General features: G+C 42.2%; 15 protein-coding genes. 9 read left to right on the plus strand and 6 right to left on the minus strand.

Annotated elements, in window-relative coordinates:
• Positions 1-2: 2 nt before the first annotated feature.
• The 3 genes from ACQKMP_RS12640 to ACQKMP_RS12650 are packed head-to-tail and all read left to right on the plus strand — an operon-like array spanning position 3 to position 3,671.
• Positions 3-1,145, plus strand: a complete 1,143-nt coding sequence (locus tag ACQKMP_RS12640; protein WP_339242241.1) for a DUF1343 domain-containing protein — start codon at positions 3-5, stop codon at positions 1,143-1,145.
• A 17-nt stretch (positions 1,146-1,162) separates the two neighbouring features.
• Positions 1,163-2,725: a glycoside hydrolase family 3 protein gene (locus tag ACQKMP_RS12645; protein ID WP_427469503.1), complete on the plus strand. Its 1,563-nt coding sequence runs from the start codon at positions 1,163-1,165 to the stop codon at positions 2,723-2,725.
• 28 nt (positions 2,726-2,753) lie between these two features.
• Positions 2,754-3,671 carry an N-acetylglucosamine kinase gene (locus ACQKMP_RS12650; protein WP_427469504.1) on the plus strand — a complete coding sequence of 306 codons (918 nt, stop codon included), beginning with the start codon at positions 2,754-2,756 and terminating at the stop codon, positions 3,669-3,671.
• A 96-nt stretch (positions 3,672-3,767) separates the two neighbouring features.
• On the opposite strand, the gene ACQKMP_RS12655 is transcribed toward ACQKMP_RS12650, so the two are convergent.
• Entirely contained in the window at positions 3,768-4,976 is a 1,209-nt protein-coding gene (locus ACQKMP_RS12655; protein WP_427469505.1) for a GNAT family N-acetyltransferase, read from the minus strand.
• Between the two features lie 339 nt (positions 4,977-5,315).
• Here ACQKMP_RS12655 and ACQKMP_RS12660 point away from each other — a divergent pair, with 339 nt between their 5' ends.
• Both ACQKMP_RS12660 and ACQKMP_RS12665 read left to right on the plus strand, forming a co-directional pair.
• Positions 5,316-5,633, plus strand: a complete 318-nt coding sequence (locus ACQKMP_RS12660) for a MurR/RpiR family transcriptional regulator (RefSeq protein ID WP_427469506.1) — start codon at positions 5,316-5,318, stop codon at positions 5,631-5,633.
• A gap of 203 nt (positions 5,634-5,836) precedes the next feature.
• Positions 5,837-6,064 (plus strand): hypothetical protein, encoded by a 228-nt coding sequence (locus ACQKMP_RS12665; RefSeq protein ID WP_427469747.1) that lies wholly within the window; start codon positions 5,837-5,839, stop codon positions 6,062-6,064.
• Between the two features lie 381 nt (positions 6,065-6,445).
• Here ACQKMP_RS12665 and ACQKMP_RS12670 read toward each other — a convergent pair whose 3' ends face one another.
• The gene (locus tag ACQKMP_RS12670) at positions 6,446-6,706 is read right to left on the minus strand and encodes a hypothetical protein (protein ID WP_427469507.1); all 261 of its coding nucleotides are present in this window, start codon (positions 6,704-6,706) and stop codon (positions 6,446-6,448) included.
• Positions 6,707-6,926: 220 nt separating this feature from the next.
• The gene (locus ACQKMP_RS12675) at positions 6,927-7,319 is read right to left on the minus strand and encodes a transposase (protein WP_339242233.1); all 393 of its coding nucleotides are present in this window, start codon (positions 7,317-7,319) and stop codon (positions 6,927-6,929) included.
• 320 nt (positions 7,320-7,639) lie between these two features.
• On the opposite strand from ACQKMP_RS12675, the gene ACQKMP_RS12680 reads away from it, so the two are divergent.
• Positions 7,640-8,899, plus strand: coding sequence for a M24 family metallopeptidase (locus ACQKMP_RS12680; protein WP_427469508.1), 1,260 nt, complete (start codon positions 7,640-7,642; stop codon positions 8,897-8,899).
• Between the two features lie 56 nt (positions 8,900-8,955).
• On the opposite strand, the gene ACQKMP_RS12685 is transcribed toward ACQKMP_RS12680, so the two are convergent.
• Together ACQKMP_RS12685 and ACQKMP_RS12690 are read right to left on the minus strand one after the other, a co-directional pair.
• Entirely contained in the window at positions 8,956-9,630 is a 675-nt protein-coding gene (locus ACQKMP_RS12685; protein ID WP_197071226.1) for a CerR family C-terminal domain-containing protein, read from the minus strand.
• A gap of 62 nt (positions 9,631-9,692) precedes the next feature.
• On the minus strand, positions 9,693-10,031 hold the full coding sequence (locus tag ACQKMP_RS12690; RefSeq protein ID WP_427469509.1) for an alpha/beta fold hydrolase: 339 nt from the start codon (positions 10,029-10,031) through the stop codon (positions 9,693-9,695).
• 393 nt (positions 10,032-10,424) lie between these two features.
• Between ACQKMP_RS12690 and ACQKMP_RS12695 the strand changes: the two genes are divergently transcribed.
• On the plus strand, positions 10,425-11,513 hold the full coding sequence (locus ACQKMP_RS12695; protein ID WP_427469510.1) for a DUF1648 domain-containing protein: 1,089 nt from the start codon (positions 10,425-10,427) through the stop codon (positions 11,511-11,513).
• 210 nt (positions 11,514-11,723) lie between these two features.
• Positions 11,724-12,713, plus strand: coding sequence for an aldo/keto reductase family protein (locus tag ACQKMP_RS12700; RefSeq protein ID WP_042189570.1), 990 nt, complete (start codon positions 11,724-11,726; stop codon positions 12,711-12,713).
• Positions 12,714-12,721: 8 nt separating this feature from the next.
• Here ACQKMP_RS12700 and ACQKMP_RS12705 read toward each other — a convergent pair whose 3' ends face one another.
• Positions 12,722-13,621: a LysR family transcriptional regulator gene (locus ACQKMP_RS12705; protein WP_427469511.1), complete on the minus strand. Its 900-nt coding sequence runs from the start codon at positions 13,619-13,621 to the stop codon at positions 12,722-12,724.
• Positions 13,622-13,865: 244 nt separating this feature from the next.
• Between ACQKMP_RS12705 and ACQKMP_RS12710 the strand changes: the two genes are divergently transcribed.
• Complete coding sequence (locus ACQKMP_RS12710) at positions 13,866-14,708, plus strand: sugar phosphate isomerase/epimerase family protein (protein WP_042189564.1); 843 nt, start codon at positions 13,866-13,868, stop codon at positions 14,706-14,708.
• Positions 14,709-14,722 lie beyond the last annotated feature (14 nt).

Raw genomic sequence — 14,722 nt, forward strand, 5'->3', positions numbered from 1 at the left:
ATATGGTGTTAAATGGGATTGATTCTATAACGAATTATCGTTATTTGTTCGAAGGTAAGCGCGTAGGATTGATTACAGCGCCGACAGGTCTTACGAAGGATTTTGCATCAACGATTACTATATTACATGAAAATTTTAATCTTGCTGCGATGTTTTCACCTGAGCATGGCGTTCGCGGAGATTTGGATGCAGGGGCAGTAGTAGACACTTACACGGATCCTTTTACGAATGTTCCAGTCTATAGCTTGTACCGTAAAGACTCCAAGCGTTTAACAAAAGAAATGCTGAATGAAGTAGACATCATTGTATACGATATTCAAGATGTTGGTGTACGCTATTACACATTTATTTATACGATGCTGTATGCACTTGAAGATTGTGCAAATGCAGGTGTAGAATTTGTTGTTCTTGATCGTGTTAATCCGCTTAACGGGGTAACGGTAGAAGGGAATGTCTTGAAGCCCGGCTTCAAATCATTTGTTGGAAATTACGAGCTAGCCGTGCGATACGGATTAACAGCAGGTGAGGTAGCAACGATGGCAAATGATCAAATGAATTGGAATGCATCGCTGCATGTCGTTCGTTTGGAAGGCTGGGAACGGAGCATGTCCTTCCCGGATACAGGATTAACTTGGGTTCATCCTTCACTTGGAATGCCACGATATGAAACAGCTTTATTATATACAGGAACATGTTTATTTGAAGGCACGAACTGCTCGGAAGGACGAGGCACAACGTTCCCGTTTGAAATGATTGGTGCTCCGTTCATTCAAGCGCAGCAATTGGCAGATGAGATGAATGCAAAAGTTATCCCGGGTGTGCTTTTTCGTCCAGTTCATTTCAAGCCAACGTCATCTAAACATTGTGGCGAGCTATGCGGCGGGGTACAAATTTACATTACAGATCTCCAAGTGCTGAGGCCTTTAGAAGTTGGGGTAACCTTATTATTTACGATAAGAGATTTGTACGAGCAATTTTCATTCCTGCCTCCTGTGAAGGAGGGCTCTCGTCCATTTATCGATTTGCTGGGGGGAGACAACATGTATCGTACGGAAAATATGCAAGCCAAGCAGCTGCTTGAACAGTTTGCAGCGGAAAGCAAGCAATTTGCAGAAATAACACAGCAGTATCATTTATATCGCTAGAGGAAGGTGAATAATTGATGAGAACAATAGAACATATGAGCTTGCGCGAAAAGATTGGACAAATGTTCGTAACAGGCTTCCCTTCAACCGAGATCACTCCTGAGCTGAAGGAAGTTATTGAGCATTATAAAGTCGGCAATATTATTTTATTCTCACATAATGTCGACAATAAATATCAATTAGGCGAGCTTGTTACTGAGCTGCAGCAATGGTACACGACACATACTGGTATCCCGGGTTTTATTACGATCGACCAAGAAGGCGGTCGAGTCACTCGTATGCCTAAAGACGCGACCAATGTTGCTGGAGCCATGGCAATTGCTTCTTCAGGACGACCTGAAAATGCGTATGCAGCAGGCAGAATGACTGCCAGAGAATTGAAAGCATTAGGTATTAATTTTAATCTAGCTCCAGTTATGGACGTTAACAATAATGCATTGAATCCAGTCATAAATGTTCGTTCATATGGTGATTCTGTTGCAACAGTATCCCAGTATGGAATTCAAATGATGAAGGGATTGCTCGATGGAGGCGTCATGTCCTCACTTAAGCATTTTCCAGGTCATGGTGATACAAATGTCGATTCACATATTGGCTTGCCTACCATTGAAAAAACACTTGAGGAATTAGAGCAGCTTGAGCTGCTGCCGTTTAAGGCCGCAATTGAGCAAGGCGCTCAAGCGATTATGAGTGCACATATTTTATTTCCGAAAATTGAAAAATCCGGTGTGCCCGGAACTATGTCTCATACCATTATTACAGAGATATTAAAAGGAAAATTAGGATATAAAGGGTTAGTTGTATCGGATTGTTTAGAAATGGACGCGATCAAACGATACTATGGTACGGCAAAAGGAGCGTTAGGAGCTGTTAAAGCAGGTATTGATTTGGTATTCATTAGTCATACTCCTGAGACAGTGAAGGAAGCGATTCATTTGATCGAAGAAGCTGTAGCCACCGGTGATTTGGATGAAGCGCTAATTGATGCAGCTGTTACAAAAATTTTAGCTTATAAAGCACAATATGCGACGATTGAGGAGCTAGATTATGAACTAGTTGGCTGCGATGTACATCGCCGAGCAAATGAGCTAATGCGTACGGAAACGATCTGCCTCATTAAAGGTGAGCTCCAGCCCATTCATACCGGTGACGAGCAAGTGTTATTTATGGGTTCCTATTCATACCGCACCGATCTTGCGTCCAGCAGCTTGAATCAAGCTCTTAGCTTTCCTCAATATATGGGGGAGCATTTTAATACAGCTTATGAGATTATCGACATTGACCCGAGCGAGGAGCAAATCAACGCTGCGCTGCCAAAGATACAAGGCTACAAGCATATTGTTATCGGCTTGTTCAATGCGCGTGAAAACAAAGGTCAGCTTGCGCTTGTTCAGAAGCTGCTGGCAGCAGGCTGCAAAGTAACGGCCATTACATTAGGTCGCCCGTATGATTTACCGTTAATCGAAGGCGAGTTCTGCGGAATTGCGGCATTTGAGTATACACTTGATGCATTCAAATCACTCCTTCCAATCCTAAATGGTGAGGTTGTACCCACCGCCAATATTACGATACAGATGTAGATAAAAAGTGCAACAAGGGGACATAGGTATGGCATTTATCGTTGGAATTGATGGGGGTGGCACGAAAACAGCTGTCACCATTACGCATGACCAGGAAGACTCTTTATTCACCTTTACTGTAGGGCCTATTAATTATAACGGTGGTGATGCTGATGCTATTGCCGCCTCCTTTGAGGAAATTTTTAGTCAAACGAGGCTCTACTGCGGTAATTTACAAGAAGTTGCTCATATATGTATAGGTGCGGCAGGAATAAGTAATCCGCTGGTCATCAATTTTTTGGAGCAGCATGTGAGAAATAACGGTTATATCGGGCCATTAACGATTACAGGCGATCAAGAAACCGCATTATACGGGGCACAAAATGCGATGCAAGGCATCATTCTCATTGCCGGTACAGGATCGATTTGCTTTGGGGTCAATGAAAAAGGAGAGCAGCATCGCACAGGAGGCTTTGGTCATCTGATTGATGACGAGGGAAGCGGTTATAGCATTGGGCGCGATCTATTATCCGTATTAGTTCAAGTGGAGGACGGAAGAATAACCGATACGGTCATCCCAGCGATGGTATATGAGCAGCTTGGATTAAGCACTGTGAAAGAGATTATTGGCTTTGTTTATGATAAAAATACGACGAAAAAAGATATTGCGCAGCTTGCACCGATTATGACGACGGCATGCGAGAAGGGCGATGCACATGCAATAGCGTTAGCGGAGAAATGTGCAGCCAATCTATATGAGCTTGTTGTGCCTGTTATTGAACGGCTTAAGCTATATGAAAGTCCGATTGCGATTGCAGGAAGTGTGCTGCAAAAGTCTCGCTTTGTGAAAGAAGCCTTGGAGCGAAAGCTCGCACAGAGCTACGCGCAAACAAAGCTAACTTTGCCGATTAAGGATGCAGCCTACGGTGCTGTCCTGTTAGGAAGATCAAAAATGAACAACGACTAGTCTTTGTCGCTATGGAAAAATAAGGGTGTGTCATAAGTCCGAGCAGTTGGACTTGCGACACACCCTTATTTTAAAATGGTAGGAATCAAAAATGGCTTAAAATTTATCGGTCAAATAAAAAACGGCTTGTTGTTTCGGAAATAGAGCTTGAAGGATGTTAGCGTGCTCAGTACTGTCCTTTGCTGCGCCTGCTTCATTATAGCCGAACATGATATAAGTCATTAGCTCGCGTTCATCTACTTCTATTGAAGTATAGGAATTGGTATGATTACTAGCATCGGAAACAGAAAGCTGCTTTTGCTTATAATCCAAGTAGATACAGTCCTCATTGCTGCGAAGTGCAATATGCAGCTCCTGGTCTGCAATTATGTTGCTACGGTTTAGGCGATCTTCTAATTCAGGCTGAAGCTTATGGAAAGTTGAACTGAGATTGATCATTTTCCACATCGCCATATTGATTTGAATTGAATTTGCTTGATGCTGTTGGTAATAGGACCATAGCTTATGGTCCTCTGGGAGCATCGCTAATATTTGCATTGCATTTTGGCGCAGCTGACATAAGGCATGAAACAAAGCTTCAACGCCGTTTTCGGCTTCGTTCAAATACAATAATTCATTAATAAATACTTGTTCAGTATCTTTCTTTTCAATGATGCCATAAGCGACGATTTTTCCATTTCTGCGAAGGAGCAAGCAGTCAACTTTCTTCCATTCCGGCCAGGTCAATAAATCATTCCAATACGTTCTACTTCGGATCACGGTGTAGGTACGATTCTTATTGAATTGTTCATAGATGAAACGGATATCATCGAGATAACAGGCTTCAAAAGGAATGATTTCATCACTGTTTTGCTGCTGCTCCAAACTTGCTGGTTTTTCAATTGCGAAAGCAGTCTCCGGAATAAGTCTCCAGCCAGCTTTTTCATAAAACGCATGCTTGCTAGCCAAAAGCAAGCTTATATCATAATCGGTTTCTTTCATATAGTTGGTCTGCGCATGAAGAATTTTGTGTGCAAGCCCCAGCCCGCGGTAATTTAGATCTGTACCGACACTCCCCATTGCACCCGTTTTCAAGATCGCTTGACCGACTCTAATATGAAACGGAAAAATTTGTACATTAGATGCAATCTTATCGTCAACCATCGCAAACCATGTTGTATCTGGATCATATGTGGTGTCTAGGTCTAATCTTTCTTGGAAATAAGCTCGGCCTACGGAAAAGCATTCATCTAAAATATCGTAAATCTTGTCAAGCTGCTCTCTAGTTGGATGGTTCATTACGATGATGTTTGGTGTCGTCGTCATCTTTCATTTCCTCCTGCGACGTAATGTTGGGATAAATTTAATAAATGAAAAAAACGGTTTTTTGGAATTTAATTTCTTATTTATAGTTTAATATTGAAATAAAAATTCGTCAATAATGGAACGTGTGGAATCGTAGAAGTGATACAAAATTTAGATTGCTCAATATAGTCTAAATGAGTATTGGGAAAATAGCGACTTCGGCTGAGCAATTACAAGCACAAAGCGCACAAATGAAGGCGAAGCTTAAAACGAAGAATGATAAACCGTTCAAGAACTTTTTGCGAAAAATGGGAAATATTTTCATACCAATGATTCCTACATTTGTTGGAGCAGGTTTAATTGCGGGGAAGTATGATTTCGCAAATTGAGCTAGACTTAAATGAATTGCCAGAATCAGAGAAAAAAGTAGCGGAGTACATTCTTGCAAATGCTAAAGAAGTACTGCATATGACCATACATGAGTTAGCGACAAAAGCGGAGGCAAGCAGTGCCGCGGTTGTTCGTTTTTGTCGGTCGCTTGGAATAGAGGGCTTTCCAGCGCTGAAAATCCGTTTATCCGCGGAGGTAGAGTACACGCCGCATGTTAGATACTTTGATGTTGAATCGAATGAAACGTTGATTCCATCATTGATAAATTGCTGTCGAACACCATACTGACCTTTCAGAATACGGCCAGTTAACTCGACGCGCAGTCTATTGAGCACGCAGTGGTTATTTATGTTTATGGGGTAAGGGAAAAATGTATATGCGATTTCAGATCGTCATTTATTGGCGGGAGCCATGGCTACGAAATCAGAAAATGCCGTCTTCTGGGGAATTTCGTATAGCGGTGAAAAGCTAAGGAACAGGGAATAAAAACAATTAGCCTCACTCGTCCTGGTAATAACAAGCTTTCTCAGCTTGCTGATGTTTCTTTATTTACATCACGTACGCCGGAAGCACAGCTTCGTAGTGCGGCAACAAGCTCCAGATTTGCTCAATTGTTTGTGCTCGATATTGTTTTTAGCGCTTATGCTTCTGCTCAGCATGATTTTACTGTGGAGCAGCTAGCGAAGGAAAGAAAAATGATTGGAATTTTGAATGATTAAATTGCGATAAGAAGCTTCTACCAGAGTATGGTGGAAGTTTTTTTATTGTAAAGTGCTTTAAGCAGATCGAATAGACATTTTGAATGGAGGAGATTTTCTGGAAGCTAAAGTAATAACACTTATTTGAAAGAAAAGACGAAATTCAAAGCAAGAAGAATGAGAATGTTATTTTATTGCAGATTTATCCTGCGAGGCCCGATTTTAATCCTCAGCTGGATAGTTTTACACATATTCTTTGTTATGAAGCGAGTAAACCAGCTGATGTTCCGTTAGATATGATAAGTCATGCTGTCGCTGAGAGTAAGTATGTTACTTACCTGATTTTGAACAGACGTATCCCTTGTGTCGTAATTTTCTTTTTTTAGGGGGAGTTCAACTTTCTTACCCCGCCAACGGCAACGAGATTTGCTCCACTTGAATCTCTTGAAGCTTTTTGAGGGTCGTCACATGATTTGGAGACAGGATTGTGGCTCGCAAGTGCTCAATCATCCGCTCAATTAATCGAAACGCATTCCGCAAGATAAACCACTTCTCGACGCGCTTTGTTGTACGAACCGTTACTTTTTTATACTTCATAACGGAAGTTAGTTGATTCGATTCTTGTGCAAACGCTAGTTCCACTTGCTTACGGAGATTCAGCATGTGCTCTTGTAGCATACTGCCCTGTGAAACAGGTCCGTAGAAAAACGGGTTTTCCTTGAAGGAATAGCCAAACTGCTTCTCACAAAGGCCTTGTAGCGGACAGGCGGCGCATTTGTCATCGTCTCCGCGAAAACAAGAGGTATATGTTTTTTTATCGAATCCGTCGAAAACAAGGGCATGTCCTTGCTCACATTCCGGTTTTCCTTCATGGGAACAGAGTTCAGGAAATATCGTGTTTTCTGATTTCCGTTACGACCGCTACATCATGCTTAAGGCGCGCTTCTTTTTGATCATCGGCATCGAAATAACCCAAATCGGCCACCAAATAATCGACCTTGAGTCCTTCGATTTTCTTCATTATTTCAATTGGCGGCAGCATTAATTTGACATCCGCCGTATCATTGGGCGGGATGACCGATCCTTTCGGGCTGGGGCAAACAATGGAATGCTTGCGATAACCAATGAAAAACTTGTTCTGGTTCGCCTTCGCTCGTTGAACGCCGCTGATGGCGTCGTGATCGGAATACGTCTTCTCGCAAAGTCTGCAGCTCAAACTGTAAGTCCATGAAAATGCATCTCGCGTATGGTTTGATGTTGGTAGGGGTACCTTCATTTTACCGTTCCTCGTAAAGGTGCATTTTTTTAATACAACTTTATGAGCTTTTTGAACAGGCTCTTTAAAGATACAGTGTTTTTCATTTTAATGATTTAAAGATTAATTCTCCAAGTTATTGGAGCTATTTTTGCACATAAATCAATTAATTTAATTCAATTGAATTAATCAAATGAATGAATTATACTTGCAATGTAACAGGTTCATTCATGACATCTATTGGAGGGGGGCCATTCGCATGTATACGGTTGGACGATGACAAAAGGCAACGATCAGCAATGAACTCTGGAAAGAAATAAACGTTAGGAGGAGAAAGAGGTATGAACAATCAAGATACTAGAATCCCTACCTACTCACTTGCGGAAAGAGATCGTAGATGGAACATTGCAAATCAGCTAATGGAAGAAGAGCATGTGGATGTATTGATTGTGTATGGAGATCGAGAAGGTGCGTTCCCTGCTGTATTTAACCCGGACACCTACTTTACGAATGAGCGTCCAGGTTCTATTGTCATTTTCCCTAAGAATGAAGAGCCGATCTCAGTTGTCTTTTTAGCCACTGCTGTGGAAGATCATATTCAAGCTGGATATACGAATACGCAAGGCTGGATACGCCCGGAAAATATGTATGTCGGAAAAATGGGTGCGCACATTGTCAAGATTATGGAAGAGAGAGGACTTACAAATAAAGCATTTGGTGTGATTGGCTTAGAGCCTTATCCTCCCTATTACTTTGATGGAGCCCTGCCCTATAATACTTGGCAAACGATCCTAAAAGGATTACCGAATGGGACCTTTAAGCCTGTGGGACACAAATTTTTCGCACTGTCTTCTGTGAAAAGTCAGGAGGAGATCGCGGTATTAAAATGGTCAGCGAACGTTGGGGAAAAAATGTGCCAGGCGATGCTTGAGGCAACGAAGCCAGGCGTGAGAGAAAATGAGATCTATGCGGCAGCGATGAATGCTTGTGCGACCCATGTCGGGTTCACGGCAACGATACTAATGGGATCAGGACCAGAGTTCGTAGGATGGGGATTGCCCGCATGGACATATCGACCAGAGGAGCCGCGCGTGATCCAAGAAGGAGATATTATTTTGGCCGAGGTATTTTCATCATTCGGAATGCTAGAGACGCAGCATCAGCCTTCAATCGCTGTAGGAGCTGTGCATCCGGATTTTGAGCGGGCGGCAGCGGCAGCGAGACAATCGTATGAGAACGGAGTAAAAGAGCTGCGGCATGGGGCTACTTTCGGAGACGTGGTTAAAGCGATGAATGAGCCGATGCGTGAAGCAGGAGGTTGGCACGTTCATCCGCTTATTCATTCCATTAGTCCATTTGGTCTTATTGGGGTTGGCGATGAGATTGCACGGTTGCCTGAGGTGAGAGAGTACGGGAAAGTGCTGCCGATCCCATCCATAGGGTTAGAGACCGAACTCAAGACAGGAATGGTGTTTGCATTTGAGCCGAATTGTGCGATTGGTAAGAAGGTCATTAATCTTGGAGGAACGGTGATCGTGGGTGAAGCTGGGGGGATTGAACTAAATAAAAATTCTACTCAGCTGATGAGGGCAACTTGGTAAAATAGCAAAAGGGTACGTATAGAAGAATGTTTATGTCTTCGTTACGTACCCTCTTTTTAATGAGAATAGCCGCTGCATGTACGAATTGACATTTCGCCAAGCTCCTTGGCGATCAAAGCAATGTGTACTTCATCCAAGTCTTGAATCCCTTGGCGTCTCAAATAGGTTTCCTTCGCCACAGAGAACGCAACCGATTGTCCAACAATTGCATGTGCGATTAATATCGTTTTTGAATCTTTTGCGTCTAGATCCATTAATTTACTCACCAAGACGGCAATCATCTGATGTAGTGGCTGGAAGAATTGTTCATACAAAATGTCATAAGCCTCTGTAGGCTGCATCTGCTCTCTTGCGATAAATACACTTCTTGCATTGGCTTCATGATTACCAATCATCGTCTTGGAAAATTGCGTCATGACTTTTTTAAGAGCTTCTGCGGCTTCTTCTTTTGACCGTTTCTCAATCTCTTCTGTCTCAATTAAAGCCTGCTTCAAAAAATCATCTTGAACGGCTGCTGTCAAGCGACGGGCAACCGCTAAGTACAATCCTTTTTTTCCACCGAAATAATACGGAATCGCCGATTGGTTCACACCAGCTTCATCTGCAAGGGTCCGCGTACGTACGCCTTCATAGCCATTTAATCCAAAGATCCGCAGCCCTGCTTCTAATAAACGAGTTTGGGTGGAGTCTTCATTTCCTTTATTCATATCGTTGCTTAGGTTTGTATTCAATGTCCATTCCTCCATACTGTTGAGTATAATTAATTCAAATGAATTAATCAAACTAACTTCCTTTATGTAGTGACGGATTGTACCGAGCAGCACGGCACATATGCTTCCTCTCCATGACCAACAGCGAAAAAAGAAGAAATATTGAGCCGCTCTAGAAGAAAAAGAGTGAATAGCAGTCTCCAAGCTACTCTGACTGGCCCTTTATCGCTCAATTCATGTCCGCGCAAATCATAGCGAAGAATATGATAGTGTTGCTGCAAATAAGAAACAATCAAATCCCAGGAACGTAAATTCATACCCGCTCCGTGGATAATCAGGATAGCGTCTATTTGTTGGTTAAGAGAGTTAGAGTGAAGATATTCATAATAAATGTTCATACCATTTCGATCAATATAAGGCATATGCTGTTCAGTTTCCTCTCATCATTAAATCGTAAGATTAATCACATTCAGCACCGAGTGTCACTTTAGCGTCCATAGGAATCAATCGACAAGAGTTGGATAATGTTTATATATTATCCACACAAGTCATCCAAATTGCAGAATATTTAAAGTAAGTGTCCGAAATCCTATCCTTTACCTACATAGAATTTCAAACAGATGTACTTGCCATAATTCAGTTGTCAGATGAGTAGCTCTGCGTAGTAAAAAAACTGGATAAATTGTTAATTTCACCCCTATAGTCACTAAAATCGATTATAATTAAATTTATGAAGTCGATTACTTATCCTAAGTTAATAGGATATGCTATAGAGTTTTCAAATACACACTTATGTATAAGAGGAGGCGAATGATATGACGATAATGCCTGTTATAGTAATGATCTTTGTATTTGTACCTGCCATTGTACTCATGGTAAGCATGCCTTATTTAACAAAAGAGACGATTAGTTTTGGGGTCACCGTCAGCCCTGTACAATTCCATAGTGAGCCTCTACGCCAGATGCGGAAGTCATATGCTAGGATTAGTGCTACATTGCATACCATCCTATTCATTGTTTGTATCATCTGTCTAATATACGGTGATGAACATTCCAAGCAACAAAGTTGGATCATTGTCACTTATTCACTCGCCATGGTCGGAATCTCCCTAGTCATAAACATTAGCTATCATTTCAAAATGAAAAGTTTACTACCTATGCTGCCTATTGCTCTGGAACCATCGATCATGGCAGTGGACACTGGATTTCGGAAAAGAAACATTGGCTTGTCTAATTATTGGTTCCTCATTCATGTTTTAATTACTGTTGTTAGTATTGTAACTGTGCTACGCAACTACGATCAGATTCCTGATCAGATTCCGATCCATTACAACAGCAGTTGGAACGTAGACCGCTATACAGCTAAATCTTTTAGTTCTGTGTTTATGCCTACGATAATGCAAGTGTTCATAACACTTTTGTTCATATTTGAGAATTGGAGTATTCGCAGAGTAAAGCAGCAGGTTCAACCCAATGATCCTAACCGTTCCATCAGACAAGACGCAACTTACCGCCGTACTTGGTCATATTTTATGCTTACATCAAGCTTCTTAATGGTTATCCTGTTTTCTGTCGTGCAACTAAACATGATATCTCTGCTTAACATGAATTTCGCTATCCCTATTATCCTAATCATAATAGCCCTTATTATCCTATACGCCTTGGCCTTAACGTTCTGGGCTGGTCAGGGCGAAAGCCACTTGGAGCGATCTGCCGATAGCTCCAATGTCAGACCTGTCCATGATGATGATAAATGGCGATTAGGTATGATTTATTTCAATCGTAAAGATCCAAACCTAATCGTCAAGAAAAGACTCGGAGTCGGCTGGGGATTAAATTTCGGTCACCCAGTAAGCTGGCTGTTTTGGCTCGGAATTATTGTACTGTTAGTTGTGGTGCGGTAACAAGGCTTGGAGGTTAATACTCACCGGAGTATAGGCGAAGTTAGAGTTTCGAAACAGAATATTTACCGAAAAAACGCCTAAAGGGCGTTTTTTTATTATCTTTAAGTATCTCAGTAATATCTTTTTTGAATTAAACCGCATATTAAAGAGTATTTCTCGTATTAATATCTCTTTGTTACAATCAGATTGTTATCTAAAGGAGGGTATAAAATGAACTATCGCAAATTAGGAACGAGTGGCTTACATCTAAGTGAGATTGCTTATGGTAATTGGATTACACATGGTGCTCAAGTGGACAATGATACTGCCCATGCTTGTGTTCGCGCTGCATTGGATGTAGGGATCACAACATTTGATACTGCAGATGTATATTCCGATACGAAAGCTGAGATGGTGCTGGGCCAAGCATTAAAAGGAGTGCACAGAGCTGATATCGAATTGTGTACCAAGGTGTGCCATCCCACAGGGACGGGACGTAACGCAAGAGGTCTGTCCCGCAAGCATATTATGGAGGCGTGCCATGCTTCACTGAACAGATTACAGACCGATTACATTGATATCTATTATGCGCATCGCTTTGACGCAACAGTATCCCTTGAAGAGACCTTCTTGGCTTTTTCGGATCTGGTGCGTCAAGGTAAGGTTCTCTATGTCGGGATAAGTGAGTGGACGGCGGATCAGATAGCAGAAGGTGCTGTTTTGGCGAGGGAATTGAAGGTGCCATTGGTGGCTAGTCAACCTCAATATTCGATGTTATGGCGCGTAATGGAGACGGAGGTAGTTCAAGCTTGTGAGCGGGAAGGGATTGGACAGGTGGTCTGGTCACCGCTTGCTCAAGGGATTCTTTCAGGCAAATATATGCCAGGGCAACCATTGCCAGAGGGTTCTCGTGCTTCAACAGCTGCGGGCTCACCTTTTATGAATAAATTGGCGGGTCAATGGCTTCGGACTGAGGTGCTTGAGGCGATCTCGAATCTCTCTACCATCGCCAGTGAAGTTGGGTTGACGCTTCCGCAATTGGCTATAGCATGGGTGTTGCAAAATCCACAAGTCTCATCTGCAATTATTGGGGCATCCAAGCCTGAGCAAGTAATAGAAAATGCCAAAGCTGCGGGAGTTCGTCTGGATAGGGAAGTGATGATGCAAATCGATAGAGTGCTAGAAGGACTCGTTGAACGTGATCCTAGAAAAACGGGCTGAATATTATATTATTCACCATTAATAGCTTCTGAACTCATTTGTCCTATGATCTCTAGTAACGCGGATAAGGAGGCACGATCGCAATTGGTTCTCCAAGCGGCATAAAGGGGAATCGATGGTGTGCTTTCTTCAAAGGGGCGAAATACGACACCTTCACGCTGAAAAATAGCAACTGAAGAGGGCACAATGGAAACTCCAAGATTAGCAGCTACCAAATTTACAATGGTGTACATCTGAATGGCTTCCTGTACAACATTCGGATACATGTCGTGTTGGGCGCAGAAGCTCATAATGAGGTCATGAAAAGGTGCTCCTAAATGACGTGGAAACGATATAAACGGCTCTAAAGCTAAAGAGCGAATGGATAACACCGGTAAATGAGCTAGGTGATGCTGCTCTGGCAAAACGGCAATTAGCGATTCATTGACTAAGGGACGATGCTCGATATGTTTGCCCGACTCTGTATAACGTACAAATCCAATGTGAATCGTTCCTTCATGTAAAGCCTGCCACTGCTGAGCAGACGTCATCTCATGTAATGTGAGTTGTACTTGTGGATAACGTTCCCGAAACATTTTTAACATATCAACCAATACTCCGCCAGCTGCAGAATCAATAAATCCAATGTTCAAATGTCCGATAATTCCTTGATCGACTAATTGTGTTGTTTTAATAGAGCGTTCCAGTTGAGATAAAATGGATTTAGCCTCCTCTAGAAATACCGCCCCGGCTGGCGTTAAACGAACTTGTCTTTTGTTCCGTTCTAATAGTTTCACACCAATCTCATTCTCCAGAGCTTGAATTTGCTGGCTTAAGGGAGGCTGCGTCATATTCAGCTTCTCTGCTGCACGGTTAAAATGCAGTTCCTCTGCTACTGCGATAAAGTATTGCAATTTTTTTATGTCCATACTGTTCAATCTCCCTTGAAATGCTTCTCCAAGCAAGTATAAGGATCTTTGAACGAAAATGAAAGGAAGGGCTCATCGTCCCCCCATAAGCCTCTCACCCCATCTTAATTTTTGACAAAAAACATTATTGCAATTGGATCGTAGAATTTGTTAAAGGGGACTAGAGATGGTTTTATTCGAGTGCACGATGCGCTAGACTAGATATGACGAACTGTTTAGATTGGTCATAAGGGGGAGAACGACGATGATAAGAGGATTAACAACAGCAGGCTTGGGTGAACTCAGTTCTAATGAAGAATATATCAGACTTGCGAGCCAATTCGGCTTTCAGTCGATAGACGCAAATCCATTAGAGTTAGTGCAGCAGTATGGTAAGGATGGGGCTGTTCAATTGCTGGAAAGCCATGGAATCATGCTAGGATCATTTGGTTTAGTGGTAGATTGGCGCACAACAGAGGAAAGCTTTAGAGAAGGGTTGAAATCGCTTACCCAAATGGCTGAGGCCGCTGCTGCATTAAATTGTACGACATGTTGTACATATATTTTACCTTCGACAGATCTTCCGGTCGCAGCTTTTATGATTGCAGCCACAAGACGTTTAAGACTATGCGCGGAAATATTAGGCGCTTATGGAATTACATTAGCATTAGAGTTCGTAGGCCCTCATCACTTACGTACACAATGGGCAAATCCACTGATCTGGACGATGCAAGATACGTTGAGCTGGATGGAGACGATTCAAGTAAGGAACATCGGATTGTTATTGGATTCTTACCATTGGCATACGAATGGATTAACGAGTGAGGATCTGTTGAAATTACAACCGCATCAAATTGCATATGTCCATATTAATGATGCTAAACCTCTACCGATAGTGGAATTGTTAGATTTCGATCGATTGTATCCAGGAGAAGGTTCTATTGATCTCACAGGATTCTTGGGAAGCCTGAAAAAGATCGGGTATACCGGTGTGATCGCCCAAGAAGTTCTGGCGCCGGCTTCCGCGCAAAGTTCATCTGAATTATTTTCTCGTTCTAAAGCAGGCTTCGATAAAGTATTCTCATCATTGAAAAACGTACCCATATAGATTGAACTTGAAAA

It is taken from the genome of Paenibacillus sp. NPDC101420 (genome assembly GCF_050277435.1).
Classification (GTDB): domain Bacteria; phylum Bacillota; class Bacilli; order Paenibacillales; family Paenibacillaceae; genus Paenibacillus_AQ.

Excerpts from the sequence above, each read along its gene's own strand:
- ACQKMP_RS12640 (WP_339242241.1), top strand. The coding sequence starts at position 3 with ATGGTGTTAAATGGGATTGATTCTATAACGAATTATCGTTATTTGTTC.
- ACQKMP_RS12645 (WP_427469503.1), top strand. The coding sequence starts at position 1,163 with ATGAGAACAATAGAACATATGAGCTTGCGCGAAAAGATTGGACAAATG.
- ACQKMP_RS12650 (WP_427469504.1), top strand. The coding sequence starts at position 2,754 with ATGGCATTTATCGTTGGAATTGATGGGGGTGGCACGAAAACAGCTGTC.
- ACQKMP_RS12655 (WP_427469505.1), bottom strand. The coding sequence starts at position 4,976 with ATGACGACGACACCAAACATCATCGTAATGAACCATCCAACTAGAGAG.
- ACQKMP_RS12670 (WP_427469507.1), bottom strand. The coding sequence starts at position 6,706 with ATGCTGAATCTCCGTAAGCAAGTGGAACTAGCGTTTGCACAAGAATCG.
- ACQKMP_RS12675 (WP_339242233.1), bottom strand. The coding sequence starts at position 7,319 with ATGAAGGTACCCCTACCAACATCAAACCATACGCGAGATGCATTTTCA.
- ACQKMP_RS12680 (WP_427469508.1), top strand. The coding sequence starts at position 7,640 with ATGAACAATCAAGATACTAGAATCCCTACCTACTCACTTGCGGAAAGA.
- ACQKMP_RS12690 (WP_427469509.1), bottom strand. The coding sequence starts at position 10,031 with ATGCCTTATATTGATCGAAATGGTATGAACATTTATTATGAATATCTT.
- ACQKMP_RS12695 (WP_427469510.1), top strand. The coding sequence starts at position 10,425 with ATGACGATAATGCCTGTTATAGTAATGATCTTTGTATTTGTACCTGCC.
- ACQKMP_RS12700 (WP_042189570.1), top strand. The coding sequence starts at position 11,724 with ATGAACTATCGCAAATTAGGAACGAGTGGCTTACATCTAAGTGAGATT.
- ACQKMP_RS12705 (WP_427469511.1), bottom strand. The coding sequence starts at position 13,621 with ATGGACATAAAAAAATTGCAATACTTTATCGCAGTAGCAGAGGAACTG.
- ACQKMP_RS12710 (WP_042189564.1), top strand. The coding sequence starts at position 13,866 with ATGATAAGAGGATTAACAACAGCAGGCTTGGGTGAACTCAGTTCTAAT.